General features: G+C 72.9%; 23 protein-coding genes and 1 pseudogene. 14 read left to right on the top strand and 10 right to left on the bottom strand.

What is annotated here, in order from left to right; genetic code table 11:
- Positions 1 to 88 precede the first annotated feature (88 nt).
- On the bottom strand, positions 89 to 1,126 hold the full coding sequence (locus tag ACZ5DC_RS25825) for a TIGR03571 family LLM class oxidoreductase (protein ID WP_468656458.1): 1,038 nt from the start codon (positions 1,124 to 1,126) through the stop codon (positions 89 to 91).
- A gap of 130 nt (positions 1,127 to 1,256) precedes the next feature.
- Between ACZ5DC_RS25825 and ACZ5DC_RS25820 the strand changes: the two genes are divergently transcribed.
- Positions 1,257 to 2,186 carry an NADP-dependent oxidoreductase gene (locus tag ACZ5DC_RS25820; RefSeq protein ID WP_468656456.1) on the top strand — a complete coding sequence of 310 codons (930 nt, stop codon included), beginning with the start codon at positions 1,257 to 1,259 and terminating at the stop codon, positions 2,184 to 2,186.
- Between the two features lie 32 nt (positions 2,187 to 2,218).
- Positions 2,219 to 2,587: a nuclear transport factor 2 family protein gene (locus ACZ5DC_RS25815; RefSeq protein ID WP_468656454.1), complete on the top strand. Its 369-nt coding sequence runs from the start codon at positions 2,219 to 2,221 to the stop codon at positions 2,585 to 2,587.
- Positions 2,588 to 2,629: 42 nt separating this feature from the next.
- Here the strand turns inward: ACZ5DC_RS25815 and ACZ5DC_RS25810 are convergent, their stop codons facing one another.
- Positions 2,630 to 3,463, bottom strand: a complete 834-nt coding sequence (locus ACZ5DC_RS25810; protein WP_468656452.1) for an alpha/beta fold hydrolase — start codon at positions 3,461 to 3,463, stop codon at positions 2,630 to 2,632.
- Positions 3,464 to 3,576: 113 nt separating this feature from the next.
- Positions 3,577 to 3,933 carry a winged helix-turn-helix transcriptional regulator gene (locus ACZ5DC_RS25805; RefSeq protein WP_468656450.1) on the bottom strand — a complete coding sequence of 119 codons (357 nt, stop codon included), beginning with the start codon at positions 3,931 to 3,933 and terminating at the stop codon, positions 3,577 to 3,579.
- A gap of 136 nt (positions 3,934 to 4,069) precedes the next feature.
- Between ACZ5DC_RS25805 and ACZ5DC_RS25800 the strand changes: the two genes are divergently transcribed.
- From ACZ5DC_RS25800 to ACZ5DC_RS25785, 4 genes are all read left to right on the top strand, one after another.
- Positions 4,070 to 5,101, top strand: a complete 1,032-nt coding sequence (locus tag ACZ5DC_RS25800) for a zinc-binding alcohol dehydrogenase family protein (RefSeq protein ID WP_468656448.1) — start codon at positions 4,070 to 4,072, stop codon at positions 5,099 to 5,101.
- A 534-nt stretch (positions 5,102 to 5,635) separates the two neighbouring features.
- Complete coding sequence (locus ACZ5DC_RS25795) at positions 5,636 to 6,505, top strand: aldo/keto reductase (RefSeq protein ID WP_468656446.1); 870 nt, start codon at positions 5,636 to 5,638, stop codon at positions 6,503 to 6,505.
- A gap of 203 nt (positions 6,506 to 6,708) precedes the next feature.
- A complete protein-coding gene (locus tag ACZ5DC_RS25790) occupies positions 6,709 to 7,320 on the top strand; it encodes a flavodoxin family protein (RefSeq protein WP_468656444.1) in 612 nt (203 codons plus the stop codon).
- A 169-nt stretch (positions 7,321 to 7,489) separates the two neighbouring features.
- Complete coding sequence (locus ACZ5DC_RS25785) at positions 7,490 to 8,659, top strand: MFS transporter (RefSeq protein ID WP_468656442.1); 1,170 nt, start codon at positions 7,490 to 7,492, stop codon at positions 8,657 to 8,659.
- Positions 8,660 to 8,854: 195 nt separating this feature from the next.
- On the opposite strand, the gene ACZ5DC_RS25780 is transcribed toward ACZ5DC_RS25785, so the two are convergent.
- From ACZ5DC_RS25780 to ACZ5DC_RS25770, 3 genes and pseudogenes are all read right to left on the bottom strand, one after another.
- On the bottom strand, positions 8,855 to 9,706 hold the full coding sequence (locus tag ACZ5DC_RS25780; protein WP_468656440.1) for an NAD(P)H-binding protein: 852 nt from the start codon (positions 9,704 to 9,706) through the stop codon (positions 8,855 to 8,857).
- Between the two features lie 211 nt (positions 9,707 to 9,917).
- A pseudogene (locus tag ACZ5DC_RS25775) lies at positions 9,918 to 10,708 on the bottom strand (transposase); the annotation flags it as partial.
- A 382-nt stretch (positions 10,709 to 11,090) separates the two neighbouring features.
- Complete coding sequence (locus ACZ5DC_RS25770) at positions 11,091 to 12,530, bottom strand: aldehyde dehydrogenase (protein ID WP_468656438.1); 1,440 nt, start codon at positions 12,528 to 12,530, stop codon at positions 11,091 to 11,093.
- 224 nt (positions 12,531 to 12,754) lie between these two features.
- Between ACZ5DC_RS25770 and ACZ5DC_RS25765 the strand changes: the two genes are divergently transcribed.
- Positions 12,755 to 15,475 carry an AAA family ATPase gene (locus ACZ5DC_RS25765; RefSeq protein WP_468656436.1) on the top strand — a complete coding sequence of 907 codons (2,721 nt, stop codon included), beginning with the start codon at positions 12,755 to 12,757 and terminating at the stop codon, positions 15,473 to 15,475.
- A gap of 29 nt (positions 15,476 to 15,504) precedes the next feature.
- Here the strand turns inward: ACZ5DC_RS25765 and ACZ5DC_RS25760 are convergent, their stop codons facing one another.
- Both ACZ5DC_RS25760 and ACZ5DC_RS25755 read right to left on the bottom strand, forming a co-directional pair.
- Positions 15,505 to 16,227 carry an SDR family oxidoreductase gene (locus tag ACZ5DC_RS25760; protein WP_468656434.1) on the bottom strand — a complete coding sequence of 241 codons (723 nt, stop codon included), beginning with the start codon at positions 16,225 to 16,227 and terminating at the stop codon, positions 15,505 to 15,507.
- A 798-nt stretch (positions 16,228 to 17,025) separates the two neighbouring features.
- Positions 17,026 to 17,952 (bottom strand): LysR family transcriptional regulator, encoded by a 927-nt coding sequence (locus ACZ5DC_RS25755; RefSeq protein WP_468656432.1) that lies wholly within the window; start codon positions 17,950 to 17,952, stop codon positions 17,026 to 17,028.
- A gap of 174 nt (positions 17,953 to 18,126) precedes the next feature.
- Between ACZ5DC_RS25755 and ACZ5DC_RS25750 the strand changes: the two genes are divergently transcribed.
- The 3 genes from ACZ5DC_RS25750 to ACZ5DC_RS25740 all read left to right on the top strand — a co-directional run bounded on the left by ACZ5DC_RS25750 (position 18,127) and on the right by ACZ5DC_RS25740 (position 20,607).
- Positions 18,127 to 18,930 (top strand): glycine betaine ABC transporter substrate-binding protein, encoded by an 804-nt coding sequence (locus ACZ5DC_RS25750; RefSeq protein ID WP_468656430.1) that lies wholly within the window; start codon positions 18,127 to 18,129, stop codon positions 18,928 to 18,930.
- Between the two features lie 82 nt (positions 18,931 to 19,012).
- Positions 19,013 to 20,038 (top strand): zinc-binding alcohol dehydrogenase family protein, encoded by a 1,026-nt coding sequence (locus ACZ5DC_RS25745; protein WP_468656428.1) that lies wholly within the window; start codon positions 19,013 to 19,015, stop codon positions 20,036 to 20,038.
- A gap of 257 nt (positions 20,039 to 20,295) precedes the next feature.
- A complete protein-coding gene (locus ACZ5DC_RS25740) occupies positions 20,296 to 20,607 on the top strand; it encodes a putative quinol monooxygenase (protein WP_468656426.1) in 312 nt (103 codons plus the stop codon).
- A gap of 23 nt (positions 20,608 to 20,630) precedes the next feature.
- On the opposite strand, the gene ACZ5DC_RS25735 is transcribed toward ACZ5DC_RS25740, so the two are convergent.
- Positions 20,631 to 21,086: an ATP-binding protein gene (locus ACZ5DC_RS25735; RefSeq protein WP_468656424.1), complete on the bottom strand. Its 456-nt coding sequence runs from the start codon at positions 21,084 to 21,086 to the stop codon at positions 20,631 to 20,633.
- A 280-nt stretch (positions 21,087 to 21,366) separates the two neighbouring features.
- On the opposite strand from ACZ5DC_RS25735, the gene ACZ5DC_RS25730 reads away from it, so the two are divergent.
- The 4 genes from ACZ5DC_RS25730 to ACZ5DC_RS25715 all read left to right on the top strand — a co-directional run bounded on the left by ACZ5DC_RS25730 (position 21,367) and on the right by ACZ5DC_RS25715 (position 25,825).
- The gene (locus ACZ5DC_RS25730; protein ID WP_468656422.1) at positions 21,367 to 22,218 is read left to right on the top strand and encodes an MBL fold metallo-hydrolase; all 852 of its coding nucleotides are present in this window, start codon (positions 21,367 to 21,369) and stop codon (positions 22,216 to 22,218) included.
- A gap of 147 nt (positions 22,219 to 22,365) precedes the next feature.
- The gene (locus ACZ5DC_RS25725) at positions 22,366 to 23,895 is read left to right on the top strand and encodes an FAD-dependent monooxygenase (protein WP_468656420.1); all 1,530 of its coding nucleotides are present in this window, start codon (positions 22,366 to 22,368) and stop codon (positions 23,893 to 23,895) included.
- Between the two features lie 93 nt (positions 23,896 to 23,988).
- On the top strand, positions 23,989 to 24,153 hold the full coding sequence (gene rpmG, locus ACZ5DC_RS25720; protein ID WP_468656418.1) for a 50S ribosomal protein L33: 165 nt from the start codon (positions 23,989 to 23,991) through the stop codon (positions 24,151 to 24,153).
- A 949-nt stretch (positions 24,154 to 25,102) separates the two neighbouring features.
- A complete protein-coding gene (locus tag ACZ5DC_RS25715; protein WP_468656416.1) occupies positions 25,103 to 25,825 on the top strand; it encodes a dienelactone hydrolase family protein in 723 nt (240 codons plus the stop codon).
- A 55-nt stretch (positions 25,826 to 25,880) separates the two neighbouring features.
- Here the strand turns inward: ACZ5DC_RS25715 and ACZ5DC_RS25710 are convergent, their stop codons facing one another.
- Positions 25,881 to 26,516 (bottom strand): TetR/AcrR family transcriptional regulator, encoded by a 636-nt coding sequence (locus ACZ5DC_RS25710; protein ID WP_468656414.1) that lies wholly within the window; start codon positions 26,514 to 26,516, stop codon positions 25,881 to 25,883.
- Between the last annotated feature and the right edge of the window lie 58 nt (positions 26,517 to 26,574).

Below are 26,574 nucleotides of genomic sequence, written 5' to 3'. Positions count from 1 at the left end.
GGCGGCCCCGGCGGGCCCGTATCCGCACGTGCCGGGCGCCGAGCGGGGTCGGCGTGACCCCGGGAGCCCCGGGAAACGGGACCGGGCCTCAGAGCACGGTGACGGGGTCCGCTTCCGCAGCGGGCGCCACGCCGGGGGCCGGGAAGTGCGGCAGCACCGTTTCGGCGAGTTCCCGCAGGACCTCCTCGACGGGACGGTCGCCGGGGCGCAGGTTGAAGGAGACGTGGCTGACCCCGAGGCCGCCCATCTCCCGCAGGTGCTCGATCAGGGCCTCGCGCCCGGTGCGCAGGCCGAGCCGGATCGCCGTCGCGGCGACCGCCGGGTCCTCGGTGAGGTCCAGTTGCATGGGGGTCAGGTACGGCTTGGGGGCCCCGGCGGTGAGCTGCCGCCACTCGCGGGTCTTCAGCCGCAGGGCTCCCAGGGGGCGGGGGTAGTTGAGGGAGGCGTCGGCGTTCCGCGCGATCCATTCCGCGGACTGCTGCGCATGACCCGCGATGGCGATCGGAACGGACCGGCCCGTCGGCTTGGGCAGCACCTCGAGACGGCGTTCGGCGCCGAGTCCGAGGTCCGGCAGGCTCATGCCCTGCCCGCCCGCACGGGTGGCCCAGGCCTCGCGGAGGATTTCCACGCCTTGGCGGAACGCGGTGCCGCGGGCCTCGAAGTCCTCGCCGAACAAGGGGTACTCCACCGGCCGGTCGCCGCTGGCCAGCCCGAGGACGAACCGGCCGCCGGACAGGACGTCCACGGTGGCCGCCGCCTTCGCGACGAGCAGCGGCTGCCTCAGCGGCAGCACGACGGCTCCGGTGCCGAGCACGGCCCGCTCGGTGACGGCCGCGAGATTACCCAGATGGGTGAACGCCTCGAAGACGGAGCCGGCGTCGCCGAACTGCTCGGGGTCGTACAGGGGCACGTCCCGCACCCACAGGGCCGCGAAGCCCAGGGTGTCGGCGAGGCGCGCCAGTTCGGTGTGACGGGTCAGGTCGGGGACGCCGAAGGGACGGCCGGCGGCCCGGTCGGCGCGCAGACGGGTCTGTCCCCAGTCATTGTCGAGGGGGAGTTCGAGGCCCAGGGTCGGCAGGCCGGCGGGGTTGACGAGCCGCTCGAGTGCGGTGGGAGTGGGAGACATCAGACGGTCACCTAGTTGCATACGCTCGATACTAGCTAGCGCAGCATACTTGCGATTGCAATATACGTTGCATGCAAGTATCGTACGACGCCTCGATCGCTGTCGCCGCCTGAAGGGAACACGTCCGTTCATGAAAGCCATGGCACTGCGCCGGTACGGTCATAGCGAAGACCTCGAATGGATGGAGCTGCCGGACCCGAAGGTGGCACCCGGCGAGGTCCTCGTCCGTGTGAAGGCGGCCGGGGTCAACCCGGTCGACTGGAAGCTGGCCGAAGGCCGGCTCGACGCCGTCATGGAGACGGGCTTCCCGCTGGTTCCCGGCTGGGACGTGGCCGGGGTCGTGGAGCGAGTGGGTTTCGACGTCACCGAGTTCGCCCCCGGCGACGAGGTCTTCGGCTACGTCCGCAAGGACTGGGCCCAGCTCGGCGCCTACGCCGAGCTGGTCTCCGCGCACGTACGCCTGCTGGCCCCCAAGCCCGCCTCGCTCACCTGGGAGGAGGCGGCGGGCGTCCCCCTCGCGGGGCTCACCGCCTACCAGGCCGTCCGGCGCGTCGGCCTCCAGCCGCACGAGACCGTGCTCGTGCACGGCGCGGCCGGGGGTGTCGGCTCGTTCGGGGTCCAGATCGCCACCGCCCTCGGGGCCCGGGTCGTCGCGACGGCGAGCGAGCGCAACCACGAGTTCGTCCGCTCCCTGGGCGCCGTCCCCGTGACCTACGGGCCCGGTCTGCGTGAGCGTGTCCGTGAGCTGGCCCCCCAAGGGGTGGACGCCGCCGTGGACTTCGCCGGGCACGACGCGGTGGACGTCTCGCTCGACCTGCTCGACGACCCCGGCCGGCTGGCCTCCGTCGTCGATCCGGAAGCCGCCGCCAAGGGCGGGCACTACGTGTGGGTGCGGCCGGACCGGACCGATCTCGACGCCCTCGCCGCCCTGGCCGACGAGGGCCGGCTGACCGTCCATGTCGACCGTGTCCTGCCCCTGCCCGAAGCGGCGGAAGCGTGGCGCGTCAGCCAGGGCGGTCACACCAGGGGAAAGCTCGTCCTGTCGGTCCCCGGGCGCTGAACGGCCCCGGCCCCTGTGCGAAGGAGCACGTCATGACACGACCCACCCCATCGGTTCACCGTCGTCCGCAGGAGGTGTTCGCCGACCACGGTGCGCGTCTGGGCACGGGGGATCTCGACCGCGTCGCCGCCAACTACGCCGAGGACGCCGTCTTCATCACACCGTCCGGCACCCTGTACGGCCGCGAAGGCGTCAAGGAGGCGCTCGGCAGACTGCTGGCGGATCTCCCGGACGCCGACTGGGAACTGAAGCCGCGGTTCGCCGGCGACGTCCTGTTCCTCGAATGGTCCGCGGCCAGCCCGGCCGGGCGCCGCGTGGAGGACGGCGTCGACACCTTCGTCTTCCGGGACGGGCTCATCCAGGCCCAGACCGTCCGCTACACACTCCTCACCGATCACTGACCGGCCCGCGCTCCACGCCCGGCGTTCGCGGCGCGGCGCCGCTCAGCGCAGGAACGCCAGCACGTCCCGCGCGAACTCCGCGTGGTGCTGGAAGAGGAAGCCGTGGCCCGAGTCCGGGTACGTCTTCAGCCGCGCGTTCGGCAGCAGCCCCGCCAGCAGGTGGGACGTCCGCGGGGGCACCACCAGGTCGCTGTCGCCGCCGGCCACGAAGACGGGGTGGTCGACGGCCGCGAGCCGCTGGAGGGCCGCGGGGTCGGGTACGCCCCACTCCACGACGGCCTCGTAGTGCGCCGCCCGGACCGCCGCGGTGACCGGCAGGTCCCGGCCTCGCTCGCGTTCCAGCCAGCGGCCGACGAACTCCAGGCCGCTGCGCTGGCTCGTGCCGGTGTGGCCGAAGAAGACGTAGAGGTAGTCCTGTACGCCGAACCGCTCGAAGCCGGCGTGGGCCAGCACGTCGTCCGGGTGACCGTGTATCCCCGGGCCTCCGCGGGGGGCGGTGGCGGCGAGCACCAGGCGGCGGACCGCGCGAGGACGGAGCAGAGCCAGCTCCTGCGCGGTGAAGCCGCCGAGCGAATGGCCCAGCACGTCCGCCTGCCGCAGGCCGAGCGCCTCCAGGAAGGCGAGCGTGTCCGCCGCCAGTTCCCGGACGGTGCGGCACACCTGACCGGTGCTGAGGCCCACCCCGGCGTTGTCGAAGGCGATGACGTCGCGTTCGGCGGCCAGGGCGTCGACCAACGCCGGGTCCCAGCTGTCCAGGGTGCCTCGGAAGTGCGGGAGCAGCACGAGCGGCGGGGAGTCGGCGGGGCCACAGCGGCGGTATGCGTACCGCACACCGCCTGCGGCATCGACCACCTGGTTGGGGGCGTCGACGTACATCTCGGTTCCTCGTCATGGGGGTGCGTGAAGACCACGGACGTCGTCGAGTGTGCCGCCCCGTTCCGTCGGGGTCATAGGCCATTTGACCGTAGACCGCCCGGCGCCGACAGGCCCTAGGCGATCTCGTCGACGTGGTCCTCCACCCAGTTCCGCAGCTGGGCGAGCGGCTGGGCCACGCTGCGTCCCAGGTCCGTGAGCGCGTATTCGACGTGCAGGGGCACCGCGGGGTAGATGGTCCGGTCCACGAACCCCTTCTCCTCCAGGCGGCGGAGCGTGGAGGTGAGCACCTTGGGGCTGACGCCCTCCAGGCGCCGCTGCAGCGCTCCGAAGCGCTGGGGTCCCTCCTCCATCGCCCCGATCGCCAGCGCCGACCACTTGTTGGCCAGCAGGTCCAGCACCTCACGGCAGGGGCACTGGGCCGCGTAGACGTCGTGGTGGTCGTGTCGTTCGGATGCGCATGTCGTCGCCAACGGTCGCGTCCTCCGCTCCTAAATCGGCCTCAACCAGGCTACTTCCCAAAGGGAAGTAGGTTCCGTTGAAAGTTACTACCTCCCTCGGTCTACGTTATCGCCGCAGCCAGCACCTACGGCCCATCAGGAGTCAGAGATGAGTGAGATCCCCACCACCATGCCGGCGGTCGCCTACCGCAAGAGCCTGCCCGTGGACGACGTGGAGAGCCTGGTCGACGTCACGCTGCCGGTGCCGCGGCCCGGCCCCCGCGACCTGCTCGTCCGGGTCGAGGCCGTCGCGGTCAACCCGGTGGACTACAAGGTGCGGCAGAACAACGACCCGGGCGGCGAGCCCAAGGTCCTCGGGTGGGACGCCGCGGGCACGGTCGTCGCCGTCGGCGACGAGGTGGAGGCGTTCGAGGTCGGCGACGAGGTCTTCTACGCCGGAGCCATCGACCGGCCCGGCGCCAACGCCCTCTTCCACACCGTGGACGAGCGCATCGCCGGCCACAAGCCCGCCACCCTCTCCTTCGCCGAGGCGGCGGCCCTGCCGCTGACGTCGCTCACCGCGTGGGAGGGCCTCTTCGAGCACCTCGGCCTGCGCGAGGGCGCCCTGGAGAAGACCGGCACCCTGCTGGTCACCGCCGCCGCGGGCGGTGTCGGCGCGATGGTGGCCCAGCTGGCGCGCGCGCTGACCAGTCTGACGGTGGTCGGCACCGCCTCGCGCCCGGAGACCGCCGCGTTCGCCCGCCGCATGGGGGTGTCCCATGTCGTCGACCACCGCAGGCCCCTGCCCCCGCAGGTGGCCGAGGTGGCACCGGGCGGAGTGGACTTCGTCTTCAGCACCGCCGGCACGGACCGGAACCTGACCGCCTACGCGGACATGCTCAAGCCGCTCGGACGGCTCGTCGCCATCGACGACTTCGGCCCGGTCGAGATCGGTGTGCTCAAGTCCAAGAGCATCTCCTTCCACTGGGAGTTCATGTTCACCCGCTCGCTCCACCGGACGCCGGACCAGGCGGTGCAGCGGCACATCCTCGACCAGATCGCCCGCCTGGTCGACGCGGGCATCCTCACCACCACCGCCACCACCGACCTCGGCACGATCAGCGCCGAGCACCTGCGCGAGGCGCACCGCGTCCTGGAGTCGGGCACGGCGATCGGCAAGATCACGATGACCGGCTTCTGAGCACCGCCCCGCCCGAACGGATCCCACAAAGTGTCCACAAGCGGCGGCCATGCTGGTCGGGCCGGCAGCGAGAGGCCCGACGACCGGGTCGGCCACGCGACCGGCGGACCGCTCCGGACGAGCCCGTGACCCCGTCGGCGCCCCCTCCAGTCCCTTCAACCGTCACGGTTCGCCGAGGAGACGTGATGGCCCCAGTGACACACCGCGGGGGGACGCGGGCGCGGGACGGCGACGGCTTCCGCCGGCCGGCCGGCGCGTCCCCGGCGGCGTCACCGCCCCTCGGCGCCGGGCGGGCGCCGCGCGTGGCCGGCTCCGGGCCGCGGCGCCCACGTGACCACGTGACCACGACGTCGCGGTCGCCGGTGCGACACCGGCCGTGCAGGCGTCCCCGCGGATCCCACCGCCGGCGGACGGCGTCGCCCCCGCGCAGCCCACCGCCGGCGCGGTGATGGCACACGCACAGACGACACGGCACCTCCCCGGTGCCGGGGGCCGCCCCACCGCGGGCGGCCCGGACGAGAAAGGCAGCGAGACATGAGCACCATCTCAGCGGAGTCATCGGGGTCGTTCACCCTCGGCGGAGAGTTCGTGGTCAACCGACTCGCCTACGGCACCATGCAGCTGACGGGGCCGGGAGTGTGGGGTCCCTTCCCCGACCGTGACAGGGGTGTGCGGGTCCTGCGCCGCGCCGTGGAACTGGGCGTGACCCTGTTCGACACCGCCGACTCCTACGGCCCCGGGACGGCCGAAGAGCTGCTGCGCGAGGCCCTGCACCCGTACCCGGAGAACCTGGTCATCGCCACCAAGGCCGGGCTGACCCGTCCCGGCCCCGGGGAGTGGCGGCCGAACGGGCGGCCCGCATACCTGCGCCGGCAGGCGGAGTCCAGCCTCCGCCGACTCGGTCTGGAGCGCATTCCGCTCTTCCAGCTGCACCGCATCGACCCCTCGGTGCCCTTCGAGGACCAGATCGGTGTCCTCAAGGAGCTGCGCGACGAGGGCAAGGTCGCGCACGTCGGGCTCTCCGAGGTCGGCGTGCGGGAGCTGGAGCGGGCCCGCGGCATCGTGCCCGTCGCCTCCGTGCAGAACCTGTACAACATCGCCCAGCGCGACTCCGAGGACGTCCTGCGGTACGCGGAGGCCAACGACATCGCGTTTCTGCCCTGGTTCCCGCTGGCCACCGGTCAGCTGGCCCGGCCCGGCGGTCCGCTCGCCCGTGTCGCGGCCCGCCTGGGTGCCTCGCCCTCGCAGGTGGCGCTGGCCTGGCTGCTGCGCCGCTCGCCCGTCGTCCTGCCGATCCCCGGGACGTCGTCGGTCGAGCACCTGGAGGAGAACGTGGCGGCGGCCGCGCTGGAGCTGACGCGGGCCGATCACGAGGCCCTGGGCGACCCGTTCGCCCGGGGCTGAGAACGCGACACCCGAAGCCGGCGCCCGCCGGACCACGCCGTGCGGCTTCGCGATGAGGACCGGCCCACCGGCTGGCTCCCTCGGCCGGCGCCGTGACACGACCGCGAGGCCCCTCGCCGGGGTCGGGAGGCACGCGGCCTCCTGTCGCCCTCCCCGCCCCTCCCCCATCCCTCCCCCGAACACTCACTCTCACAGGAGTTCCCATGTCCGCACCGTCCCCCGTCCGCCCGGCCGTCGCCATCGCCTACCACTCCGGCTACGGACACACCGCCGTCCTCGCCGAAGCGGTCCGCCGCGGGGCCGAGCAGGCCGGAGCCGACGTGACCTTCGTGGACGTCACCGCCGTCACCGACGAACAGTGGCAGGGGCTGGACCAGGCCGACGCGATCGTCTTCGGATCGCCCACCTACATGGGCGGCGCCTCGGCCGGCTTCCACACCTTCGCCGAAGCGACCAGCGGACGCTGGGCCGAGGGGCGGTGGGCGGACAAGCTGGCGGCGGGATTCACCAACTCCGCCTCCAAGAGCGGCGACAAGAACAACACACTCGCGTACTTCGCCGCCTTCGCCGCCCAGCACCAGATGCTCTGGGTCAGCCTGGGGCTCGCTCCGGGCTGGAACTCCACCACGGCCTCCGAGCACGACCTGAACCGCCTCGGTTACTGGGGCGGAGCCGGCGCGCAGACCCCGATGGACGGCGGGGCGGACACCGTCCACGGCGCGGACATCGCCACGGCCGAGCACCTGGGCGCGCGCGTCGCCCGGCAGGCGGCCCTGGTCGGCGCCGGACGCCGGGCGCTCGCCGCCGCGGTCTGAGCACCGGGGTGACCTCACGGGTCGGCCCCCGCCCGACCCCTCCGGACAAGCGGCCCGAGGAGACGCCGTGAAGCTGTCTGCAGTCCCTTCCTCACCTCGGCCCCCGGGGTCCTCCGCGGACCCGGCTCCGCCCTCCGGCCGCGGCCGGCCGCCGGCCACCGCCGGTGTGGTGATCGCCTCGGTCGCCGTCGCCTTCGGAGCCGGCGCCGGCAGCCCGCTGTTCGTGCTCTACCAGCGCGAGTGGGGCTTTCCCGCCTGGCAGCTCACCACGGCGTTCACCGTGTACGCGGTGACGCTGCTGGCCACCCTGCTCGTGGCGGGTTCCGTCTCGGACCACATCGGCCGCCGGCCGGTGCTGGTCGGCGCCATGCTCCTGTTGCTGGTCACCAGCGCGCTGTTCCTGGCCGCCGACGGCATCGGCTGGATCATCGCCGCGCGGGCCGTGCAGGGCATGGCCACGGGAGCGGCCACCAGTACGTTCACCGCGGCGATCATCGAACTCGCCGCCCCGCGGCACCGGCCGGTCATGACGGTGCTGACCAGCGCCGCACCGGTGGGCGGGCTGGCCCTCGGCGCCCTCTTCGCCGGCCTGGCCGTCCAGTCCAGCACCCATCCGACGGCGATCGTGTTCCTCGGCCTGGCGGTGGTCCTCATCTACGGCATCGCCTCCGTGCTGGCCGCGCCCGAGACCGCGGACCGGCATCCCGGGGTGCTGGCCTCACTGCGCCCGAGGCTGAGCGTCGTCCGCGCGGCCCGTGGATGGTTCTGGTCCCTGGCCCCCCTGGTCGCCGCGGGCTGGATGTTCTCCGGCCTCTTCCTGGGGCTGGCGCCGTCCTTCGACGCCACGGTGTTCGGCATCCGCGACGCGGCGGTGAACGGTGCGGTCGTCGCCGTCCAGCCGATGGCGGCGGCGCTGGCCGGCATCGCCTTCGGCCGGCTGTCCGCCGGGCGCGCCACTCGCACCGGCGCGCTGCTGGTGTTCGCCGGCGCCGTCCTCACGGTCACCGGTGTCGTGACGGCGACGCTGCCGCTCGTCGTCGCCGGCGCGCTGCTGGGCGGCACCGGGCAGGGCGCGGCCTTCGGCTCCTCCCTGCGCATACTGGGCCCGCTCGCGGACAACGCGAGCCGGGGCGGCCTCTTCGCGGCGGTCTACCTCGTCGCCTACACGGCATACGGTGCTCCGGTCCTCGTCGCCGGCATCGCCAGCGACTTCTTCCCGCTGACCGCCACCGTCGCCGTCTACGGCCTGGTCGTGGCCCTCCTCGCCGCGAGCGCGGCCCTCTCACTGACCCTGCGGTCCCGCCGCGACGACCGCACGGGGCTCGCCCGGGGGGTGTGAAGACCCGAGGGCGCGACCCCGCTCCGCTCCGTCATCGGTGATCCGCACAGGCGAGATGACGGAGCGTCAGTCGAGGCGGCGCGGGCGTCAGTTGTACGACGCCAGTGCTGTGACCGCATAGGTTCGCCGGGTTGTCGGGGCATGCAGATTCCCCACCCCCGCTCCCATGCGACATCGTCGCGTAGGGCCGGAATGTCACTCCGGGGCAGGACTGGCGGCTGGTGGGGCGGGTTGGGTGAGGATTGCGGTGACGGCCTGGTCGAGGGTGGCGGCTGGGTGACCGAGGACGTGCTGGAGATCGTCGGTCTGTCGCTCCAGTGCGCCGGCACGGACCTGGTCCTCAAGCCAGCCCTGGGCACCGGGCGCGCGGCCGTGCCGGTCTCGGTGGACGACGGGTCTGCCGGAGATACGGCTGAGTGCGTGGGCGAGCCGGCTGTAGGTCCACAGGTTGCCGGTGAAGTCGTAGGCGCGGCCGAGGTGGCAGTCCTCGGTGAGGACGCGGGCGGCGGCCTCGGCGAGTTCGCTGCGGAAAGCGGTATTGATGCCACGCCCGCCGGTGCCGCTGACCAGTTCACCCGAGGTGACGGCGGCGCGCAGGCCCGCGTTGAGGAATGCCTCGCTGTAGTAGGGGTGGCGCAACAGCGTGTGGGGCAGCCCGCTTGCCGAGAGGGTGCGCTCGGTGGCGTGATGAGCTGCGGTGACACCGTGGGCCTGAGTGTCGGCACCCAGGAAACTGGTGTAGATGATCGCCCCGACTCCGGCGGTGCGGGCCGCGTCGATGGCTGCCTGGTGCTGGCCGGCACGGCGGGAGGGTTCCAGCTCCGGAGAGGAGATCAGCAGCAGCCGGTCGGCTCCCTTGAACGCGGTGCGCAGCGTTGCCGGGTCATCGTAGTCACCGAGGCGGACACGGACCCCGCGAGCGGCGAGATCCGCGACCCCTTTGGGATTGCGCACCGCGGCAACGATGCGATCAGCGGGGCACTGGGCCAGCAACTGGTCGATGACCAGTCGGCCGAAAGCCCCCGAAGCGGCCGACACAACAATCATCCGCAACTCCCTCACCGTGGTGTAGCCGTCGCCGACGCGGCGGTTCGTGACCGCTCGGTCCGGACGTCCGGCTCACCATCGATGAACAGCGAACCGCGCGTCAAAGCCTTTTCCCAGCCCCAGGATCCTGGGCCTCGACAGCAACCAACCATCTGCTCGTGCTGTGACCGCATGAGGTTCGCCGGGTTGTGTTCAGGCCGCTGGGGTGAGGGGGGCGTCCGCCCCAGCGGATGCCTTTCTCGCTGCGGATGCGGACACGCTCTCGGCGTTGTGCGGCGAGGACGTCGGGGTGGCGGGCGTTGGCGTCGCGCCAGCGTAGGTGGCGGTGCACGCCCCGGGTCTGTGCGGGGGGGGGTGCGGTGGTGGGAGTCGGCCAGGGTGAACTGCCGCAGCGGGCCGAAGTGGGCCTCGATCGGGTTGGCCCAGGAGGCGTAGGTCGGGGTGAAGCACAGTTCGACCTTGACCGGTGTGGGCTGAGAGGTTGTCCAGGATGATGTAGATGGGGGCTCCGTCGGGTCGGGCGGCGCGGATCGACTTCAGCGCCGCCAGGGTGCTGGCGGTGCCTTTGCGGCGGCGGTTGACGCCCCACAGACGGTCGTCGCCGACGGAGTAGCAGCCGTGGGGGTAGGTGACGCCGTGGGTGCGGCGGTAGGCCGCCGGGAGCCGGTTGGGCCGCTCTGTTTCGCCCAGCAAGAGCCCGCGGTGGGCCGGATCCCCAGCGGCCCGAACTCGTACGCGGCGCAGGTAGGCGGCGAGTTTGCGGATCGACCAGCGGGTGAAAGGCTGACCGAACTTGTCGGGGCGGGTGGTGGCCGTCTGGACGACGAAGTCCTCGTCGTCAGGGGTGAGCTGGCGGGCCGGGACGCGGTTCCCGCCGGCTGAGGCCAGCAGCATCATCGCCCGCCGGTAGCGCACCGAGCTGGTACTTCCCCGGCGCACGATCTGCTGCGGCTTCTGCCCTTCCTGATCGGTCAGTCTGCGCACCCGCACAGGCTCAGCCACCACACCTCCCGCGGTCGGAACCGACGTCACCGCCCATCCAACCTCCCCAACCACCGACCCGGCGAACGTTCCCGGTCACAGCACCGGGCACCGCCCAGGGTGGGCGTGTGGCCCCGCAGGTCGAAGCCGAGGAACGCCGGCAGAGTGCCGTACCGCCTCACGCTGCTCGCGCGCTGCGAGGTGACGGATGCGGTGGAGCAAAGCGCGCCCCCGGTCCCCGCCCCGGCGCCCCGCTCCACCACCGATGATCCGCACGGGCGAGGTGACAAAGCGTCAGGCAACCGGGCACAGACGTCAGTTGTACGGCGCGAGGGGCACCACCAGGGTGGGCGTGTGGCCCCGCAGGTCGAAGCCGAGGAACGCCGGAGGCGAGGGGCGGGGGTCAGGCCGCGATCGTCTTGTACTCGACGTACTGGGTCAGGCCGGCCGTGCCGAACTCCCTGCCGATGCCGCTGCTCTTGAACCCGCCGAAGGGGGCGTCGAAGGAGAACGGCGCGCCGTTGACGGAGAAGGTGCCGGTGCGGACGCGCCGGGCGATCTCCAGGGCCCGGTCCTCGTCGGCCGACCACACGCCGCCGCCGAGGCCGTACGGGGAGTCGTCGGCGATGCGGACCGCGTGGTCGTCGTCGTCGAACGGGATGACCACGAGCACCGGACCGAAGATCTCCTCCTGTGCGATGCGCATGGAGTTGTCGACGTCGGCGAAGAGGGTCGGGGTGACGTAGTAGCCGTCCTCCAGGCCGGCCGGGACCTCCGGGCCGCCGGTGACGAGCCGGGCGCCCTCCCGGATCCCCGTCTCGATGTACGCGCGCACGCGCTCCTGCTGGTCCGCCCTGACCATCGGTCCGATGAAGGTGGCGGGGTCGGAGGGGTCGCCGACGGTCAGCGACTCGACGAGGTCCTTCAGCTTGGCCACGGCCTCGTCGTAGCGGCTGCGGTGCACCAGGATCCGCGTGTGCGCGACGCAGGCTTCGGCGTTGTTGGCGAAGGAGAGGAACTTCAGGCCCTCCGCCATGGCGTCGAGGTCGGCGTCCTGAAGCACGATGGCGGCGGACTTGCCGCCGAGCTCCAGGCTCACCCGCTTCAGCTGCCGGCCGGCGATGGCCGCGATGGCGCGTCCGGCGCCCGTCGAACCGGTGAACGCGATCTTGTCGATGCCGGGGTGGGAGACGAGGTACTCGCTGGTGGCGCGGTCGGCCGGCAGGATGCTGACCACGCCCTCCGGCACACCCGCCTCGGTGAGGATCTCCCCCAGCAGCAGGGTGACGAGGGCGTTCTCGGGTGAGCTCTTGAGCACGACGGTGCAGCCCGCCAGGAGCGCGGGGACGATCTTGACGAGCGCGGACTGGTGCGGGGCGTTCCAGGGGATGACGGCCGCGACGACACCGACCGGTTCGCGGCGTACCAGGACGCGGCCCGTCGTGCCGTCGGTGCGCGGCAGGGCCTCCTCCCACGGGAGGGCCGCCGCGGCGCGCAGGAAGGCGTCGGTCTGCCGGGGCAGCGCGGTGGCGGTCCACCCGGTGAACCAGCGCGCGCTGCCGTTCTCGGCGGTGGTGAGGTCCGCGATCTCCTCGGTGCGCTTGGCGTACAGGTCGTTGAAGCGGGCGATGACGTCCTGGCGTGCGGCCGGGGACAGGCGCGGCCAGGGACCTTCGTCGAAGGCCTTGCGGGCGGCGTCGACGGCGAGGTCCACATCGGGCTTCGTGGCCTCGGCGGCCAGCCCGACCAGGGACCGGTCGTGCGGGGAGCGGACCTCCAGCAGCTCCTTCTTGGCGGGCTCGGTCCAGCGTCCGCCGATGTACAGCCTGTCGTAAGTGATCACTGGGATTCCTTCTCGCGAGGGTGGCGCCGGGAGGCGGGAGCGGCCGTCACGTTAAAAGAACGCCGTTCTCCTAGTCAAGAGAACAGCGTTTCGTTAAATTTGATTCCCGCGGCCCCTCGGCCTCACCTGAGCGTGTACATGTCGCCATGGCCGAAAAGAGCCGTATAGTACGGTTGATCGACTTGCAGTAGCGCATGTCGCGACACATCGGTACGGGTGGCTGTGTGATAGGGCGGGAACCGGAGTTCGAACAGCTGACCGTCCTGGTCGAGGCGGCCCGGAAGGGGCACGGCGCCTCGACGCTCGTGCACGGGGAAGCGGGGATCGGCAAGAGCAGATTCGCGTCCGCGGTCGTCGAAGCCGCGGCCTCGTCGGGCTTCACGGTCCTTTCCTGCCACGGCATCCGCGGCTCCGGCGCGGCCGGGTTCGAGGGCCTGCACGAACTGCTGCTGCCGCTGCTCGACCGTGTCGACGCCCTCCCGCCGCGCCAGCGCACGGCCCTCCAGGTCGCGTTCGGCGGCGAGGGGGAGCCGGCCGACCGCTTCCTCACCGGGCTCGCCGTCTTCGGACTGCTGGAGGAGGCCGCGGCCCGGGGTCCCCTCGTGGTGCTGGTCGAGGACCTGCACTGGCTCGACCGGTCGACGGCCGACATCGTCACCTTCCTCGCGGCCCGCATGAGCGTCATGCCGGCGCTGCTCCTGGCCACGAGCCGGACCGATCGCGTCTACCCCGACCGCAAGTCGCACTTCAAGCATCACGTGCCGCTGGCGCCGCTCGGGCAGGAGGACGCGCTGGAGCTGGTCGCCCTGCGCGCGCCCGCGCTGACGCTGCCGCAACGGCGCCGTCTGGTCGAGCGCGCGCTGGGCAACCCGCTCGCCCTGACCGAGTGGTCGGCCAACCCCTCCTGGGTCGAAGGGCCGCCTTCCGCCGAGGGGGGCCGTGTTCCGATGGGCAGGCGCCTAGAGGACTCCTTCCTCGCCGAGGTCGCCCTGTTGCCGCCGGCGACACGGCACGCCCTCCTCGTCGCCGCCGCCGCGGAGGATTCCAGCAGCTACGAAGTGCTCGCGGCGGCCCGCAACCTCGGCCTGGACCAGGGCGACTTCGCGCCGGCCGAGAGGTTCGGGCTGATCACCCTCACCGCCGGCACGTACAAGTTCCGCCATCCGCTGGTGGGTTCGGCCGTGTACGACAACGCCGACTTCGGCGCGCGGTCGCGCGTGCACACCGAACTCGCTGCCGTGGTCGTCGAACCCGCACGCGCCGTCCAGCACCGGGCCGCGGCCGTCGCCGGCTGGGACGAGGACGTCGCCGCCGAACTCGAAGCACTCGCCATGACGGCCGGCCGACGGGGGGCGCGGACCGAAGCCGCCGCCGCCTGGCGGCGCGCCGCAGCGCTCACCCCGGTCGCGGCGGACCGGGCGCGGCGCACGGTGATGGCCGCGGAGACGGCACGGCAGGCGGGCGCGACGGCCGACGCCGTGGCCCTGCTCACCGAGGCCAGACCGATCGTCGACGACGAGGCGTCGACGGTGCAGTTCGCCCGCACCGAATGGATGCTCGCCGGCAGCAGCTCGGCACTGCTCGGGCGCGGCGGCGACGAACTCGTCGCGCTGTCGCGGAGACTCAGCGATCCCGCCGACCGGATCGAGGTCCTCACCTGGGCCGCGGTGCGCGGCTACCTCCGCCAGGACACCTCTGCCGGCCTCGCGGCGGCCGTCGCGGACGAACTGCGCCGGGCCGACGCCGCCACCGAGCCGCAGCAGGTGCTCCGTGACATCGGCTTGGCCCTGATCAGCCCGGCGGACCGGATCGGCTCGGTCGACAAGGCGCTGTCGTTCATGCAGCGGGAGGCCCGCGAGGGGTACGCGACCCTGCTGAACTGCCTGGCGTTCGCCGTCGAGGACACCCATGACCTCGCCGTCGCCGACCGGGTCTGGGGCGCCGGGGTCGACATGTTCCACCAGTCGGCGCGGGCCGGCGACGTGGCGGTGGCCCTCTCCGGACGCAGCACCGTCCGCGTGACCGCCAACGCGATCGCCGCCGGCCTCACCGACGCGGAACTCGCGCTGCGCCTCAGCTACGACCTCGACCTGCCGGTGGTCGGGGCCCTCGCCACCGCGAACATCGCACGCGCACGCGCGTGGCGCGGCGAACACCAGCTCGCGACCGCCGCGCTGGACACCTGTGCCGAACTGTCCGGCCCGACCCCGGTCCCCCGGGTGGCGGCCGTGGCATCGTGGGCGTCCGCCCAGGTGGCGGCGAACGAGGGCCACGCCGAGGAGGCGGTCGTCCACCTGCTGGCAAGTCTCGAGCACCCGCCCGTCGGCGTCTGGGCGGGCGGCGACCTCGCCGACACGGCCGTGCGAGCCGGCCGGCCGGAGGTGGCGGAGGGCTGGCTCGACATGGCGTCGGCCGCCCTCGCGTCCGGCGACTCCGGCCATCTCGCGATGCTCGTCGAACGGTCGCGCGCGCTCCTGCCGCTGGGCGGCGATCCCCGCGTCCACTTCGAGCGGGCGATACGACACGGTGAGGGGACCACCGCGTTCCTCGACCTGGCCAAGACCCGGTTGTTCTTCGGCGAGTGGCTGCGCCGGGAACGCCGCATCGTGGAGGCGCGCAGCCATCTCTCCGCGGCGCTGCCCGTCTTCGAGTCCCACCACGCGGCGCCGCTCGTGGAACGCACGGCACGGGAGCTGGGCGCCGCCGGCAGCACCGTCCAGCCGGCACAGCCGCGTCAGACCTTCGACGCCGAGGCCGTGCTGACCGCGCAGGAACTGCACGTCGCCCGGCTGGCCGCCCAGGGGTACACAAACCGGCAGATCGCCGACCAGCTGTATCTCTCCCACCGCACCGTGGGAGCACACCTGTACAAGGTCTACGCGAAGTTGCAGATCAACCGGCGGACGCAGCTCGCCGCCGCCCTCGCGTCCGACACGCCCGGCTGACGCGGCGTGATCCGGACGAAGGACCCTGGCTAGGCCAGGCGTCCGCCGCCGTCGACGTGCAGCACCGTTCCGGTGACGTACGGATTGTCCATGGCGAAGAGCACCGCCTTGACGACGTCGTCCGCGGTTCCGACGCGCCGTACGGGGTTGTCGCCGGCGATCTGCCGGAGGAATCCGGGCTTGGCGTCACCGAGCCTGTCCCAGGCACCGCTGTCGATGATGCCGGGGGAGACGGCGTTCACGCGCAGCGGGGCCACCTCGACGGCCAGGGCCTGCACGAGGAAGGCCAGGGCGCCGTTGGTGGTCGCCATGACGGTGCGCTCGGGGGCCGGGCGCCAGGCGGCCACCCCGGAGAAGAAGGTGAGGGAACCGCCCTCGCGTGCCTGGCCGGCCAGGTGCTTGGCGATGAACAGGGGACCGGTCACCTTCGCCGCGAAGGCCCGCCGGACGTCGGCAGGGTCGAGTTCGGCGAGCGGCCCGTTGGCGGGCACCGCCGCTGTCGACACCAGGTGGTCGAAGGGGCCGACCTCGTCCGCCAGCCGTGCGGCGGACCCGTCGTCGGTGATGTCGAACTCCACCGTGCGCCACGGGCCGGTCAGTTCGCCGCCCGTGTCCTTCAGCTTGCCGAGGTCCGGCCCGGCGAGAACCAGTTCGGCGCCGGCGGCCGAGGCCGTGCGCGCGAGGTGCCGCCCGATGGCGGAGCCGGCTCCGATGACGACGATGCGCTGTCCGGAACGTTCCTGCGTGGTCACGCGAATCTCCTTGGGTGAAGCGCCGTGGCGCGGCCGGTGGGGCACGGGCTTCACTCTTCTCCCCCAAGCGGAGATGAGGCCAATGACTGTTTTCGTCGCTCTCCATAAGTTCCACGCATGACGGTCGCTCCTTCGAGGTCCCCGCGCCCGGCTTCCGCCCACACGCGGGCGCCGGCGCCGGCGCTGGCGCTGGGAGGCTGGCGCAGGCAGCGGCAGGCGGCCGGTGCGGGCGACGCGCCGGCCGCGGATCGACCGCGCCGCCGACCGCCTCAGGACGACCAGCCAGTGCGCCCGGCACGGGTGCGGGCGTGCCGCCCGGTGGACAGCCGAGCGACCGCTGACGTCGCTCCGGGCGAGACCGCTGCCGACCGCCTCAGGACGACCAGCGGGAAGTCCGCCCGCTGGTCCAGTACGGCCGAACATCCGGGCCGGGGCATCAGCCGGCGCGCCCGCACGGATCTGGGCGACGCGGTCCGCAGCACCTGACGGCCCTCAAGAAGCCGGGACGGGTGCGGGCACCACCGGCTTCCGCCCGCACGCAGACGCGGGCGCAGGCAGCGGCAAGCGGCAAGCGGCCGGTGCCTGCCACCCGCCGGCCGGACGGCGAGACCGCCGCCGCCCGCCTCGGGGCAATCAGCGGGACCTCCGCCCGCTGATCGAGCACGGCCGGACATCAGCCGGCGCGCCCGGGCGGAGGTGACCGAGACGCGGTCCGCAGCACCCGACGGTCCACAGGAAGCCGGGAGAGCGCGCGTACGCCGGCCGGTGGGCACGAGTGACCGCCGGTGTCCGTCCGCGCTACCGGCTTCCCCCCTTGCGCAGGCGTCTGGCCACGTGCGCGGGCATCAGCGGCGCGTGTTCCCCGAGGGTCTCCAGGAAGGACGAGGTCACCGGGTCCGGGCTGGTGCGGGTGTATCCGGTCAGTTGCCGGCGCAGGGGCGGGTCGGGACGCAGGAACGCTCCGGCGAAGTGCGGCGGGATGGTGTTGGCGGGCACGAGTGTGGGACCGAGCCCGGCCGCCGCGTACCCGATGGCCGACGCGGCCTGTTCGGTGCGTACCGCGACCCGGGGCCGGAATCCGGCGGCGCCGCAGGCCCGTTCCAGGATGTCGGACAGGCCGCTGTCGGGGGTGAAGTGCACCCACTCCCGCTCGGCGAGGTCGGCCAGCCGGACGTCCGGCGCGCGGTCGGAGAGGGCCAGCGGGTCGTCGGAGCGGGTGACGACCAGGAACTGCTCGGCGCCGATGTGCCGGGCGGTGCCCTCCCAGTCCTCCGGCAGCGGTCCCACGGCGACGTCGGCCTGGCCCGCGGTCATGGCCTGCGCCAACTCGTCGCTCCGCCGGTGTTCGAACAACCGGATGCGCACACCGGGGTGTTCGCGGCGCCACAGCCCCAGGACCGTGGGCAGCACGCCCGCGCTGACCGAGTAGAGCGTGGCCAGGTGCAGCTCGCCGGTGGAGACGCCGGCGGCGCGGCGGGCGGAGACGGTGGCCCGGCCGGCCTCGGCCAGTGCGGCCCGGGCGTGGGGCAGCATCGACCGGCCGGCCGGGGTGAGCCGCACGCCGCGCGGCAGCCGTTCCAGCAGCGGCCCGCCGACCTCCCGTTCCAGCGCCTGGAACTGGTGGGAGAGTCCGGGCTGGGTGACGTTGAGGCTTTCGGCGGCGCGGGTGAACGATCCCTCGTCCACGATGGCCACCAGGTACTCAAGCTGTCGCAGCGTCGGCATGTGCTCAGCTTATAGAAAGAATGCGGAAGAGTTCTTGGACTTATGGGCGGACGCGGGAGCACGATGAACGCGTGCCCGGGGGACGGACGGCCCGAAGGGGCCGGACGACTCCGCACGCCCGGTCATACATGGCGGAGTTTCCGCAGCTCAGGCGCACATGTCCAAGGAGTCCCCATGTCACCCTCCCGCTCGGAGCCGACCGTCACCGTGGGCAACGTCGCCCTGTCGTTCCACCGTGCCGCCGCCGCGGTCACGCGCCGCGTCCTGGAGGCCCACGGACACCGGGTGAACAGCGTGGAGGCACCGCACGAGCAGTTGTTCCGGCTCCAGGAGGAGGGCGGCGTCGACGTCCTGGTCTCCGCGTGGCTGCCCTCCAGCCACGACACGTACCTCTCCCGCTACCGGGACCGGGTCCGGGTGCTGGCGCCGCACTACCGGCCGTACTGCGTGTGGGCGGTGCCGCCCTACGTCCCCGAGGACGCGGTGCGGGAGGTCGCCGACCTGACGCGGCGGGAGGTGGCCGGGCGGATGACGAAGACCATCGACGGCATCAACCCGGGCGCGGGCATCAGCCGCTTCTCCGCCCGGATGGTGGACGCCTACGGTCTGCGCGAGCTCGGCTACTCCTTCGCTCCGGGCGCCGAGTCCAACTTCCTGTCCCGGGTGGAGCGCGGGGTCGCCGCGCGGGAGTGGTTCGTCGTCCCGCTGTGGCGCCCGCAGTACCTCAACCGCCTCTACGGCCTGCGCCCCCTCCAGGAGCCCAAGGGCCTGCTGGGCACCGTGGACGACGCCAGCGCGGTCGTCCGGCTCGACGCGCTGGACCACCTGCACCCCGACGCGGTCGCCCGGCTGGACAGCCTGCATCTGGGCAACGACGGTGTCGAGGAGATCGACACCCTGATCAACGTGGACGGCCTCACCCCGTTGCGGGCCGCCGACCGCTACCTCGCGAAGCACGGCCACGCCCTGACGCCGTGACCCCTCCCGCGAGGACGCGGCGGCGCGCCCGTACACACCCCCTTACCCCTTCGAGCAGCACACGGAAAGCGAAGATCGACCCATGAACAAGACCACCATGCGGGCCGTCGGTTACCGCAAGAGCCTCCCCGTCGGCGACCCGGAGAGCCTGGTCGACGTGGAACTGCCCGTCCCCGAGCCCGGCCCGCACGACCTGCTGGTGAAGGTCGAGGCCGTCGCGGTCAACCCCGTCGACCACAAGATCCGGCAGAGCAACGACCCGGGCGGCGCGATCAAGGTGCTCGGCTGGGACGCCGCGGGCACGGTCGTCGCGGTCGGCGAGAAGGTCGGGACGTTCAAGGCGGGCGACGAGGTGTACTACGCCGGCGCCCTGGACCGGGCCGGCGCGAACGCCGAGTACCACACGGTCGACGAGCGCATCGCGGCCCTCAAGCCCGCCACGTTGTCCTTCACGGAAGCCGCGGCCCTGCCGCTGACCTCGCTGACCGCCTGGGAGGGCCTGTTCGAGCACCTCGGCCTGGAGAACGGCGGACTGCACCGGGAGGGCGCCCTGCTGATCACCGCCGCGGCCGGGGGCGTCGGCGCCATCACGGCCCAGCTGGCCCGCGCCCTGACCAGCCTGACCGTCATCGGCACCGCCTCCCGTCCGGAGACCGTCGAGTTCGCCACCCGCATGGGTGTGCGGCACGTCGTCGATCACCGCCAGCCCCTGGTTCCCCAGATCGCCGAGGTGGCCCCGGACGGCCTGACACACGTGTTCAGCACCGCCAACACCGACGGCAACCTCGGCGCCTACGCCGAGGCGCTGCGGCCCTTCGGCAGGATCGTCGCCATCGACGACTTCGACTCCCTGCCCATCGGGGTGCTGAAGGCCAAGAGCATCTCCTACCACTGGGAGTTCATGTTCACCCGCTCCCTGTTCCGGACACCCGACCTGGACCGGCAGCGGCACATCCTGACCCAGATCGCCCGCCTGGTGGACGCGGGCGTCCTCACCACCACCGCCGTGAAGGACCTCGGCAGGATCGACGCGGCGAACCTCCGCGAGGCGCACCGCGTCATGGAGTCCGGCACCGCCATCGGCAAGATCACCCTCACCGGCTTCTGAACCCGCCCGCCACCGGCCGCCGGCCGGACGGGAGCCGCAACACTGCCCGCGGGCGCCGATGACGTGCGTCAACGGGCAGCGGCACCGGCGACCACCGGTCCGGCGCATCCACGGCGACGACAGTTGTGACGGACAGCGGCCGTCCGTGCGGCGGCCCCCGCGGACACATCCGGCCGTGCGGGGCCCACGCGGGCGTCCACGGCCGCCTCTCCCCCCGGCCCCTTCCAGGGCCACCCCGACGACGTACGGAGAAACCCATGACCCACCCCGAAAACGCACCCATCGTCCTCGTCGCGCGCATGCGGGCGCGTCCCGGCAAGGAGCAGGAACTGCGGGACGCGCTGCCCGCCCTGGTGGCCGCCACCCGGCAGGAGGACGGTTGCCTCACGTATGTGCCGCACCAGGGCCTGGACGACCCCGGGCTGCTGGTGATGCACGAGGTGTGGCAGAGCGAGGAGCACCTGCGCGCCCACGCGGGCAGCGACCACCTGCGGCGGTTCGCGGAGCTCGCGGAGACGCTGACGGTGGGCGGCATCCAGATCGATCGGCTGACCGAACTGGCGGTGTAGAGGCGGACGGCGGCCCTGCCCGGTCAGTCCGAGTCCGCCGCCCGGGTGCCGGTGCGGAAGACGGCGGTGACCGCCTTGCCGTCGAGTGCCGGGCGGGCGTGCCAGGAGTCGGCGAGGGCGTTGACGAGGTGCAGGCCCCGGCCGGACTCGGCCAGGGGGTCCGCCTCCGTCGCGTGCGGCCAGTTCGCCGTCCCGCCCCGGTCGAAGACCGTCAGCGACGTGGTGTTCCGGTCGTGATGGAGCATCAGGCCCCGGACACCGGCCGTGTGCGAGACCGCGTTCGCCACCAGCTCGGTGACGACGAGGAGCGCGTCCGGCAACCTCGCTCCGAGGAACTCCGAGCAGGTGGTCCGCACCGCCTCCCTGGCCCGCTGCTCCGCCCGGCCGGAACCGGCGAGGCTGATCACCCGGCAGGCGCCCGCAGAAGGTCGCACCTCCACCGGCACACCTTCCCGGTCGGGACTGAGTGTTCTGTTCACGATCGGTGTCCTCCCACGCCAGAGTCGCTGTTCGGACCAACGGAGCCATCAAGTTTGATATTCCAACTAACTCGTCCGCCGCATGAGTTGGCCTACACGCGTGAGGGACGCGTGAGGTGAGGCAGAAGAGCTGCCCCAACGGCCCGTACCGGTTCCTCCGCGGCCCCGCACACACCTGGGGGCAGCAGGATGAGCGGCGGCGGGTCGTGGACGACCCGCACGGAGGGGACGCGGTAGCGCCCGTTCCCCTCCATCCGCGAAACAGGTGAGAGGAACGACGATGACGTCCTTGGCCCATGCCGTACACGTCAGTCCGATGCAGCCGCTGGCGCCGGGCGCCCTGCCGCCCCGGCCGGACGGTGGCCCGCTGCTGTGGTCCCCGCTGTCCACGACCCTCGTCTACGGCCCCCGCGAGGCCGTCCTGGTGGACCCGGGACTGACCACGGAGCAGGGGGTCGCCGTCGCCGACTGGGCCGCCGGTTTCGGGCGTACGATCACCGGCGTCTACGTCACGCACGCGCACGGCGACCACTGGTACGCGACGGCGCCCGTGCGCGAGCGGTTCCCGGACCTGAAGGTGTGGGCCACGGCCGAGACGATCGCGGAGATGGAGCGCACCACTCCCGGCGGCCGGCCGGACCCGTTCTGGGGAGCGGCGTTCCCCGGTCTGATCGGCGACACCCCGGTCATCGCCGAGGCCGTCCCGGAAGGCGGCCTGGAGGTGGACGGGCAGCCGCTCGTGCCGCACGCCGCCGGGCACACCGACACCGATCACACGACGTTCCTGCACGTGCCGTCCCTGGACCTGGTCGTCGGTGGCGACGTCATCTACAACCAGGTGCACCAGTACCTCTCCGAGGCCGGCGCCGACGGCATCGACAGCTGGCTCGGCGCGATCGACGCCGTGGCCGCCCTCGACCCGGCCACCGTCGTGGCCGGGCACAAGAATCCCGAGCGCGACGACCCGGCGTCCGTCATCGACGACACCCGCGACTACCTGCGCGCGGCCGCGGAGGTCTTCACCGGTGCCACCGGCCGGGCCGAGTACTTCGCGGCGATGACGCAGAGGTTCCCGGCGTGGCTGAACCCGGGCATCGCCTGGCTGACCGCGGTGGGGCGCTGGGCGGAGTGAGCCGACGGGACCGCCGTCGTCCCGGTACCCGTGCGCGGGAGCCTTAATGACCGCCTGGTCATTAAGGCTCCCACGTCGTACCATCCCTAGTGACCGCCTGGTCATTAAGGCCCGACGGCGCACCTACTCGTCAGGAGCTGAGACGGCATGTCCGAAGACAGGGAGCCCGCGCGGCACCGGGTGGTCGTCGTCGGCGGCGGTCCCGTCGGCCTGTGGACCGCTCACGAACTGGCCCTCGCGGGCGTACGCCCCCTCGTCCTGGAGCAGGGGGAGCACCGCAGTCCGCACTCCAAGGCCCTCGGTGTGCATCCCCGCACGATCGAGGTGCTGGCCATGCGCGGACGTCACGAGGCGTTCCTGGCCGGCGGCCGGCCCCTGCCGAACTGGCACTTCGGCATGCTGGACAACCGTCTGGACTTCCGGGCGCTGCCCACGCCCTTCCCGTTCATGCTGGCCTTCCCGCAGTCGGCCACCGAGGAACTGCTGGAGCGGTACGCGGTCGAGTCGGGCGCGGAGGTCCGGCGGGGTCACGAGGTGGTCTCCCTGACCCAGGACGACACGTCCGTCACCCTCCGGGTCCGGGGCCCCGCCGGCACCTACGAGGTCGTGGCCGAGTACGTCGTCGGCGCCGACGGCACCCGCAGCACCGTGCGCCGGCAGGCGGGCGTCGACTTCCCGGGGTCGGACACCTCCGCGTACGGGTACCTCGGCGAGGTCGTGCTGGACAGTCCGCCGCCGGCCGGGTTCCAGGCCCTGAACGAGGCCGGTCGCCTCCTGGTGGTGCCGCTGCCCGGCGGCGGGTACCGCGTCACCGGGTACGACCCGCTCAACCAGCGCCGCGATCCGCTCACGTTGGACGAACTCCGGGACGCCGCACGGCGCATCGCCGGCACCGACTTCGGCATGCGCGACCCGTCCTGGCTGACCCGGTTCGGCAACGCCACGCGCCTGGCCGCGTCCTACCGCGCCGGCCGGGTGCTGCTGGCCGGGGACGCCGCGCACAGCCACTTCCCCGCGGGCGGGGTCGGGCTCAACGTCGGGCTCCAGGACGCCATGAACCTCGGCTGGAAACTGGCCGCCGTCGCACAGGGCAGGGCCGGCTCGGAATTGCTCGACACCTACCACGCGGAACGGCACGCGGTGGGTGAGGAGCTGGCGGAGCACACGCTGGCGCAGAGCGCGCTGATCACGGGTCTCACCCCGGACGTCACCGCACTGCGGTCCCTGCTGAGCGACGCGATCGCCGACGATCCGCACTTCTCTAGGATGCTGGCGGGCAAGCTGTCAGGTCTCGACACGGCCTACCCGCCGGCCGACGCGGGCGCCCACCCCCTCACCGGCGTCCGGGCCTACGACCCCGAGGGCCTGGGCGTCCTCCCGCTGCTGCACGACGGCCGTCCGGTGCTGCTGGCCATGGGCGACACCCCGGTCCCCGGCGAGGTGGCCGAACGGGCGGCGGCGGCCGGCGTCGCGGTGCACCGCAGCCGGCTCTCCACCACCGGCGGGGACCACTGGGCCGGCGTGACGGCGGCACTGCTGCGGCCCGACGGACACGTGTGGTGGGCGACCGAACGGCCCGCCGCCACCGCCGACTTCGCCGGTGAGACGGTCAAGGCCCTGGACGCTCTGCCCGCGCGGTTCCGAGCGGGCGCGATCGGGGCCCGCGGGGGGCGGTGAGGGCCGGGAATGCGTCACGGGGTGACGGTGTTGAGAGAACCGTCTGACATGTTCGAGTCAACGGGCTCGGGCGGTCGGCGGAAGGAGTCCCTCATGGCACGCAGCACCACACGCCCCGTCGTCAAGCTGAAGTCGACGGCCGGCACCGGCGTCACCTACGTGACCCGCAAGAACCGTCTGAACGACCCCGACCGGATGGTCCTGCGCAAGTACGACCCGGTGGCCGGCGCGCACGTCCTCTTCCGCGAGGAGCGCTGACCCCGCGCGTCCTCCCACTCGGCCGTGCGCTCGGCCGTGCGGTGGGTGTCGACGGTGGAGCGGGTGGGCGGCTGGAAGCCTCCCGCGCCGGCACCGCGCGCGTCGCGGACGCCGCCGGCCGGGCGGAACGCTTCCGGCGCCGCTACGGCCGTACCACCACCGACCGCCACCGACCGTCTCCGACGCCACGCCTCCACGGCCCGGCACCGCACCCGCGATGCCGGGCCGTTCCCGTACCGGCGCACACCCGCCCGCACGGAGCCGTGAGCCGTGAGCCGTGAGCCGTGTGATCGATGCCTGCTGCGCCGTCTCACCTCGTCGACGACGCGCCCCTGGCACCTGTTCCCCCACGGCCTGCTCCTGGGGCTCGGCTTCGACACCGCCACGCCCACCGGGCTGTCGGCCGCGGCGGCGCCGCTGGTGGGGTTCGTGAACCTGATGACGTCGCTGCGCGACAGGGTGCCCGCGGCGGCACGGGCCGTGCCCTGGCCGGCCGGTCACCGGGCCCGGCGTTGCCTGACAGGTCACCGGATGCGGGCCGGGAGGGCAGGCCGGCCGCGTCGGTCTTGTGAGCCGGTGCCGGCCGCTGCCACGCTCGTGGGGCCGGTCCGGGCGTGTCCCGCCGTGGACCGGCAGGCGGAGTGGCCGGTCCGGCGTGTCCCCGGATGCCGGACCGGCCGCCCGCCGCGCCCGGGCGTCCGAGGCCGCCGCACCGCGGGGACGGAACGGCTCCGCGTCGGCCGGGGCCGCCGAACCCGCAGCCACGGCCGCGGCGGCAAAAACCCGTTGGCGGGCCACGGAGAGCCTTGCTAGTCTCCGCTAGGCCGTGCGAGAGAACGAGGAGGTGGTACCCGTGAACGTATCGACATGGGTGCTCCCCTCCGGGGTCACGGTCGGGCGGTAGGTCGTCCGGGAGCGCCGTTCCAGCGCACTCCCGAAAGGCACGACCGTGCACTTCACTTCCGAACAGCGCCTCGAAGACGGCGTCCTCGAGCGCGAATTCCTCCTCGGTCAGATCCCGGGCACTCTGTGGACGCCTGGCTCCGCACCGGCCCCGCTGGTACTGATGGCCCACAACAACGGCCTGCCCAAGGCGGACCCCCGGCTGGTGGCCCGGGCCCGCTACACCGCCGCGCGCGGCTACGCGGTGGCCACCATCGACGCCGCCGGGTGCGGTGACCGTCCCCGTTCCGCCGCCGCCGAGCGGGCCCGTGCCGACCTCCGGCGGGCGATGCGGGCCGGCGAGCCGGTCGACGAGATCTTCGAGTCCCTCATCGGCCCGCTGGTCGACACCGCGGTCCCGGAGTGGCGGACCACTCTGGACGCCCTCCTCGAACTGCCCGGCGTCGACGGCCCGGTCGGCTACTCCGGGGGCTGGACCGCCCTCGGCATCCGGCTGGCGGTGGCCGAGCCGCGCATCGCGGCCGCCGGTTTCTTCGCCGGGGGGTACGTGCCCCGTGCCCAGCGGGAGGAGGCCCGGCAGGTCACCGTTCCGCTGCTGTTCCTGCTTCAGTGGGACGACGAAGGGAACCCCCGGCAACGGGCCCTGGACCTGTTCGACGCCTTCGGCAGCAGGGAGAAGACGCTGCACGCCAACCTGGGCGGGCACACCGGCACTCCGTGGTTCGAGCTGGAGGACGGCTGCCGGTTCTTCGACCGGCACCTGAGGTAAGGCGGGCCGTCCGGCGGGCGGGCGGGCGGGCGACAGCGGCGGCACGGACCGGCCGTCACCGTCCCCGGCCCCGCCCGACGGGCGCGTCCTCGGCGCCCGCATCCCCGTGGAGCAGGGCTTCGAGGGAGGCGGTGAGGTCCGCGGTGAGCTGTTCCGCGGTCATCTCCGCCAGCGCCCCGGCGCGTACGACATACCGGCTGAACGTGACGCCGACGAGCAAGGCGGCGACGAACGGCAGCCGGTGCCGCAGGTCGTGCTCGTCCAGGAGCCGGCGGTACACCTCGTCGGTACGTTCCTGCATCGCCACGTACAGGGCGGCGGCACTGCCGGTGTCGTCGGCTGCGCTGCGCAGCAGTGCCACGAACGTGTCGTTGCCGTCGGCGCTCTCCATGCGGTGCACGTAGCCGCGGGCGATACGGGCCGGCAGTGGCTCCCGGGTGTCCTCGGCCAGGGCGTCGACGTCCCGGGTGCCCGGGACGGCCGCCAGGAACAGGCTCTCCTTGCTGCCGAAATGGCGCAGCACCGAGCCATGGGTGACGCCGGCGCGCCGGGCGATGTCCCGCAGGGTGGCCCGGTGGTAGCCGCGCTCGGCGAAGGCCTGTGAGGCGGCCTCCAGAATGGCCCGTCGGTGCAGTTCCGGGTTGCGCGTACGGCGGGGCGGCGCGGGCGGGACGGTGTCGGGTGCGGCCATGGGCCGAGCCTATCGTCGCGGTCGTCGCCGTCATGCCGACGGCCTCGACCCGCTGAAC

Source organism: Streptomyces sp. NPDC031445 (assembly GCF_055581365.1).
This window is presented reverse-complemented; position numbering and strand designations above follow the sequence as displayed.

What these genes read in the sequence shown, in the direction of transcription:
- ACZ5DC_RS25795 (WP_468656446.1), top strand. Translation starts at nt 5,636, where the DNA reads ATGAGCACCATCTCAGCGGAGTCATCGGGGTCGTTCACCCTCGGCGGA.
- ACZ5DC_RS25725 (WP_468656420.1), top strand. Translation starts at nt 22,366, where the DNA reads ATGTCCGAAGACAGGGAGCCCGCGCGGCACCGGGTGGTCGTCGTCGGC.
- ACZ5DC_RS25820 (WP_468656456.1), top strand. Translation starts at nt 1,257, where the DNA reads ATGAAAGCCATGGCACTGCGCCGGTACGGTCATAGCGAAGACCTCGAA.
- ACZ5DC_RS25810 (WP_468656452.1), bottom strand. Translation starts at nt 3,463, where the DNA reads ATGTACGTCGACGCCCCCAACCAGGTGGTCGATGCCGCAGGCGGTGTG.
- ACZ5DC_RS25815 (WP_468656454.1), top strand. Translation starts at nt 2,219, where the DNA reads ATGACACGACCCACCCCATCGGTTCACCGTCGTCCGCAGGAGGTGTTC.
- ACZ5DC_RS25790 (WP_468656444.1), top strand. Translation starts at nt 6,709, where the DNA reads ATGTCCGCACCGTCCCCCGTCCGCCCGGCCGTCGCCATCGCCTACCAC.
- ACZ5DC_RS25745 (WP_468656428.1), top strand. Translation starts at nt 19,013, where the DNA reads ATGAACAAGACCACCATGCGGGCCGTCGGTTACCGCAAGAGCCTCCCC.
- ACZ5DC_RS25730 (WP_468656422.1), top strand. Translation starts at nt 21,367, where the DNA reads ATGACGTCCTTGGCCCATGCCGTACACGTCAGTCCGATGCAGCCGCTG.
- ACZ5DC_RS25740 (WP_468656426.1), top strand. Translation starts at nt 20,296, where the DNA reads ATGACCCACCCCGAAAACGCACCCATCGTCCTCGTCGCGCGCATGCGG.
- ACZ5DC_RS25750 (WP_468656430.1), top strand. Translation starts at nt 18,127, where the DNA reads ATGTCACCCTCCCGCTCGGAGCCGACCGTCACCGTGGGCAACGTCGCC.
- ACZ5DC_RS25825 (WP_468656458.1), bottom strand. Translation starts at nt 1,126, where the DNA reads ATGTCTCCCACTCCCACCGCACTCGAGCGGCTCGTCAACCCCGCCGGC.
- rpmG (WP_468656418.1), top strand. Translation starts at nt 23,989, where the DNA reads ATGGCACGCAGCACCACACGCCCCGTCGTCAAGCTGAAGTCGACGGCC.
- ACZ5DC_RS25710 (WP_468656414.1), bottom strand. Translation starts at nt 26,516, where the DNA reads ATGGCCGCACCCGACACCGTCCCGCCCGCGCCGCCCCGCCGTACGCGC.
- ACZ5DC_RS25800 (WP_468656448.1), top strand. Translation starts at nt 4,070, where the DNA reads ATGAGTGAGATCCCCACCACCATGCCGGCGGTCGCCTACCGCAAGAGC.
- ACZ5DC_RS25780 (WP_468656440.1), bottom strand. Translation starts at nt 9,706, where the DNA reads ATGATTGTTGTGTCGGCCGCTTCGGGGGCTTTCGGCCGACTGGTCATC.
- ACZ5DC_RS25755 (WP_468656432.1), bottom strand. Translation starts at nt 17,952, where the DNA reads ATGCCGACGCTGCGACAGCTTGAGTACCTGGTGGCCATCGTGGACGAG.